The sequence below is a fragment of the Nocardioides sp. genome (assembly GCF_025964975.1).
GTDB lineage: Bacteria > Actinomycetota > Actinomycetes > Propionibacteriales > Nocardioidaceae > Nocardioides.
The window spans coordinates 1-4,446 of record NZ_JAOPXV010000038.1 but is presented as its reverse complement, the minus strand read 5'-3'; the positions used below and the strand labels follow the sequence as shown (position 1 = coordinate 4,446).

The following is a 4,446-nucleotide window of genomic DNA, read 5'->3' as shown; positions in this document are numbered from 1 at the left end:
GCTTCGGTGAGGTCGCTCCCGGGCTCACCATCCCCGGGAAGATCGACAAGATGGGCTACAAGGGCGTCGACACCACCGAGCTGGTGTTCGACGGCTACCGCATCGGCGCGGACATGGTCCTCGGCGGAGCGCCCGGCAAGGGCTTCGCCCAGATGATGGACGGCGTCGAGGTCGGCCGGGTCAACGTCGCAGCCCGGGCCTGCGGCATCTCGATCCGGGCCTTCGAGCTCGCGATCGCCTACGCCCAGCAGCGGGAGACCTTCGGCAAGCCGATCGCCCAGCACCAGGCGATCGCCTTCCAGCTCGCCGAGATGGCCATCAAGGTCGAGGCCGCGCACCAGATGATGGTCAACGCCGCCCGGCTCAAGGACGCCGGACAGCGCAACGACGTCGAGGCCGGCATGGCCAAGGTGATCGCCAGCGAGTACTGCGCCGAGGTGACCACCCAGTCCTTCCGCATCCACGGTGGCTACGGCTACTCCAAGGAGTACGAGATCGAGCGGCTCTACCGCGAGGCGGCCTTCATGCTGATCGGCGAGGGCACCTCGGACATCCAGAAGATGATCATTGGTCGCAGCGTGCTGAAGGACTACAAGCTCAAGGGCTGAGCACGCCTCTGGATAGGGTGGCGCGCATGTCGCCCGGGCAGCAACGCCTCGTGCTCCACGTCGGAGTGATGAAGTCGGGCACCTCGTTCATCCAGTCACGCCTCTTCGCGAACAAGAAGATGCTGCTGGCGGACCGGGGCATCCTCGTCCCGGGGATGAACTGGCTCTCCCAGGTGATGGCGGCGCGCGACGTCCTCGGCTCCGGCGAGGAGCAGTGGGCCAAGATGGCCGGCAAGGTCAATGCCCACGGCGGCACCTCGGTCATCTCGATGGAATACCTGGGGCCGGTGCGGCCGGTCGTGGCCCGCCGCGTCCTCGACTCCTTCCCCGACCACCAGGTCGACGTGGTGATCACCGCCCGCGACCTGAACCGCACGATCGCCGCGATGTGGCAGGAGACGGTGCAGAACGGCCGCACCTGGACCTTCGCCGACTACCTCGCCGACATGGAGTCGTGGCGACCTGGACGTCGCGAAGCCCTGGAGGGGTCCGAGCCACCGGAGGCCGGGCGCACGTTCTGGCGCCAGCAGAACCTCGTGCGCATCGCGCGGACCTGGGGTGAGCTTGCCCCCGTGTCGGTGGTGACGGTGCCGCCCCCCGGCGCTCCTCGTGACCTGTTGTGGGAACGCTTCTGCTCGGTCCTGCGTACGCCGCCGGACGGCTTCGCGCCGGCACGGATGGAGAACGAGTCGGTCGGCGCCGCGTCCACCCTGGTCATCCGGCGGTTGAACGAGCTGCTCAACGACGCCGGTCTGCCGTTCCCCGAGGGGACCGACCTGCGCAAGGGCGTGCTGGCCAAGCAGGTGCTGGCCGCGCGCAAGTCCGCGGAGCCGGCCATCGGGCTGCCCGTTGCCCCGTGGGTGCGCGACCATGCCGCCCACATGGTCACCGCCCTCACCGAGCTCGGGATCACGGCGACGGGGTCGTGGGACGACCTGACGCCCGTCGATGTGTCGGGTGTGGACCCGGCCACCATCGACGACGCGACCGTCCTGGACGCAGCGATGGCCGGGCTGGCCGGGTTCCTGGCCCAGCAGATCCGGCAGGAGGACGAGTCGTGAGCTTCGACCCGCGTTTCTTCTACGACGACTACCCACGCATCGAGGGGGAATTCGGCGCCCTCTCAGACGTCTCGCTCGCACCTCGTGGTCCCGGCATCCTGTTCCAGGTGGTGCGCGAGCTCGACCTGCCGCCCGACTCCGTGGCGCTTGACGTCGGCTGTGGGGAGGGGAGGCACGCGGTGCGCCTCGCGATCCACTTCGGCTTCGAGGTGCTGGGCGTCGACCCGGTGCAGCGCCACCTCGACCTTGCGCGTGAGGCCCGGCGCGACGAGCCCGACGAGATCTCGTCCCGGGTCTCCTTCAGCCGCGGGACCGTGACCGAGCTCCCCGTCGCCGACGCGTCGGTGGAGCTGGTCTGGTGTCGCGACGTGCTCGTCCACGTGAGATCGCTCGATGACGCGTACGCCGAGATCGCCCGGGTCCTGAGGCCGGGCGGCCGGGCGCTCATCTACCAGTTCGTGGCAACACCGCTGCTCTCGGACTCCGAGGCCGCTGCGCTGTTCCCGGTGATGGGCGTGGTCCCGACCTCGATGGAGCGGGTCGTCACCGACGTGGCGATCGCCCGCTCCGGCCTGCAGGTCGACCTGGACCTCGACGTGACCTCCGAATGGGGCGAGTACGCCGAGGAGGAGTCGGGCCAGGCCTCCCGGGCGCTCCTCCGCTTCGCCCGGCTGCGACGGGACCCGGACCGCTATCGGGCGGCGTTCGGCGATGCGGCGTACGACGTGATGCTCGGTGACTCGCTCTGGCAGGTCTACCCGATGCTGGGCAAGCTCGCCGGACGGATCCTGGTGCTGACGAAGTGAGGATGGTCGCGTGGCCCGGCTGATCCACCTCAACGGTCCGCCGGGGATCGGGAAGTCGACGCTGGCCAGGCGCTACGTCGCCGACCACCCGGGCGTGCTCAACTGTGACATCGACGTCCTCCGGACGTTGATCGGCGGGTGGGAGGGCGACTTCGGCACTGCCGGTGCGCTCATCCGCCCATCCGCCCTGGCGATGATCGGCGCCTACCTGGCCGCCAGGGTGCCGAGGAGCCGAGCGATCCATGGCACGAACAGGTCCGAACCATCGTCGCAACCAACGGGGGAGAAGCGGCGCTCCTGCGCTGCCACGCCGGGCTGGAGCAGCTGCTTCGCGAGCGGCCGGGCGCGGTCGTGATCGAGAGCGTGGAAGGCTCGGTCGACGAGACGTACGACCTGCTCTGCGCGTCCCTGTTGATCTCCCCGCTCACGCGACGAACGTGCGAGGGAGACCGACCCCGGCGGCCAGTCGCTCGGGTAGGGCTCGCGCTCTGGTGGGTCGGCGTAGGCCAGGTCGGTCACCGCCAGGGCGTGCGACGAACCCGGCGTGCATCGCGTTGCGCGGTTGCGGTCCTACTCGTCACGCCACCAGGCCGCTCCTAGGCTCGGTGGCATGACCTATGACAACGAAGAGAACATCCGCCAGAACGTCACCTTCGCCAGCAACGGCGACCATGCCCACGGCTACCTCGCCACTCCTGAGTCCGGCTCCGGCGCAGGTGTCGTCGTCATCCAGGAGTGGTGGGGCCTCGACGACCACATCGTCGACATCTGCGCCCGGCTTGCCGCCGAGGGCTTTGTGGCGCTGGCCCCCGACCTCTACGGCGGCAAGGTCGCCCACGGCACCGACGACGCCGGCGAGATGATGTCCCGCCTGCCCGTCGACCGCGCGGCCCGCGACCTCGCCGGAGCGGTCGACTACCTGCTGGACCACGACGCGGTGACGTCCAGGACGGTCGGTGCGGTCGGCTTCTGCATGGGTGGGGGCTTCGTGCTCATGCTCGCCGCGCAACAGCGCGACAAGGTCAGCGCCGCCGTGCCGTTCTACGGCGTCGGCCAAGCCGTGCCCGACACCTACACCGGCCTGTCCGCCGCGGTGCAGGGCCACTACGGCGAGAAGGACGACTTCTACCCCGTCGAGGACGCCAAGAAGCAGGAGGCCCAGATCCGTGAGGAGTCCGGCGCCGAGGTCGAGTTCTTCTACTACGACGCCGCCCACGCCTTCCACAACGACACCGACAAGCTGGGCACCTACGCGCCTGACGCTGCCGCCAAGGCCTGGTCGCGCACGGTCGAGTTCCTCAAGGCCAAGGTCACCTGACCGAGTCGCCACGTCGGCTGGCACCTCTCAACGGCGTGGCGATCGGAACGATGATCGCCGTGTGCATCATCGGCGGGGGAGCTGTCGTCAGCGACCTTGGCCGGTGGTCGCTCCCGATCGAGGCAGATCGCTGACAGGCACCGCAGGCGTAAGTCCCAACAGCTCGTCGAGCTTGCTGACGGGCAAGCGGCCCTCGTAGTCGCTGGCCGCGATCATCAACGTTGTCACGAGCTCGACCTCGCTCAGGAGATCGCCGTCCTCGAGGCTCACGTCAAACTGGTCATACACGCGAACACCCCCAGTGCACTCGACTCGGGTGGATCCCATCGCTTGCCCCCGATGGAGTCCTTCTTGGTGCCATGCTTCCGCACCGGCGGCAACAACACAGCAACAGCGTGCCCGGGTCCCCAATTTTGGTGAGGCACGAAACCGTTCCACGCCGCCGATGCGCGGTTGTGGTCAGCCCTCACGGGCGTGCCTGTGACCCCGCAGGTGTACCGCGGGGTGTGGGGCAAGCGAGTCAGTGGTCGGGTGGGGGACCGGTGGGGCTGATCGGTCGGGCGCCGGTGTGGTCGCGGAGGAACTCGTCACCCAGTGGGCTGGTCCAGACGAACACCCCGGGGTCGGTCATCTGGTAGCGCCAGCGGCCCTTG

The 4,446-nt window shown here is 69.0% G+C and carries 6 protein-coding genes; 5 read left to right on the top strand and 1 reads right to left on the bottom strand.

Annotation, left to right across the window (positions count from 1 at the left end; all coding sequences use genetic code 11):
* The 5 genes from JWN68_RS02980 to JWN68_RS02960 form a co-directional block, all read left to right on the top strand.
* A partial coding sequence (locus JWN68_RS02980) for an acyl-CoA dehydrogenase family protein (protein ID WP_297734483.1) occupies positions 1-608 on the top strand: 608 nt, incomplete at its 5' end.
* Between the two features lie 26 nt (positions 609-634).
* Positions 635-1,669 (top strand): hypothetical protein, encoded by a 1,035-nt coding sequence (locus JWN68_RS02975; protein ID WP_297734481.1) that lies wholly within the window; start codon positions 635-637, stop codon positions 1,667-1,669.
* Positions 1,666-2,475, top strand: a complete 810-nt coding sequence (locus JWN68_RS02970; RefSeq protein ID WP_297734466.1) for a class I SAM-dependent methyltransferase — start codon at positions 1,666-1,668, stop codon at positions 2,473-2,475. The genes JWN68_RS02975 and JWN68_RS02970 overlap by 4 nt, the downstream gene beginning before the upstream one ends.
* 10 nt (positions 2,476-2,485) lie before the next feature.
* Positions 2,486-2,830, top strand: coding sequence for a hypothetical protein (locus JWN68_RS02965; RefSeq protein ID WP_297734463.1), 345 nt, complete (start codon positions 2,486-2,488; stop codon positions 2,828-2,830).
* Between the two features lie 255 nt (positions 2,831-3,085).
* Complete coding sequence (locus JWN68_RS02960; protein WP_297734460.1) at positions 3,086-3,793, top strand: dienelactone hydrolase family protein; 708 nt, start codon at positions 3,086-3,088, stop codon at positions 3,791-3,793.
* 87 nt (positions 3,794-3,880) lie between these two features.
* On the opposite strand, the gene JWN68_RS02955 is transcribed toward JWN68_RS02960, so the two are convergent.
* Positions 3,881-4,081: a hypothetical protein gene (locus JWN68_RS02955; RefSeq protein WP_297734457.1), complete on the bottom strand. Its 201-nt coding sequence runs from the start codon at positions 4,079-4,081 to the stop codon at positions 3,881-3,883.
* Between the last annotated feature and the right edge of the window lie 365 nt (positions 4,082-4,446).

Coding starts and splice junctions, on each gene's coding strand:
- JWN68_RS02975 (WP_297734481.1), top strand. CDS start 635: ATGTCGCCCGGGCAGCAACGCCTCGTGCTCCACGTCGGAGTGATGAAG.
- JWN68_RS02960 (WP_297734460.1), top strand. CDS start 3,086: ATGACCTATGACAACGAAGAGAACATCCGCCAGAACGTCACCTTCGCC.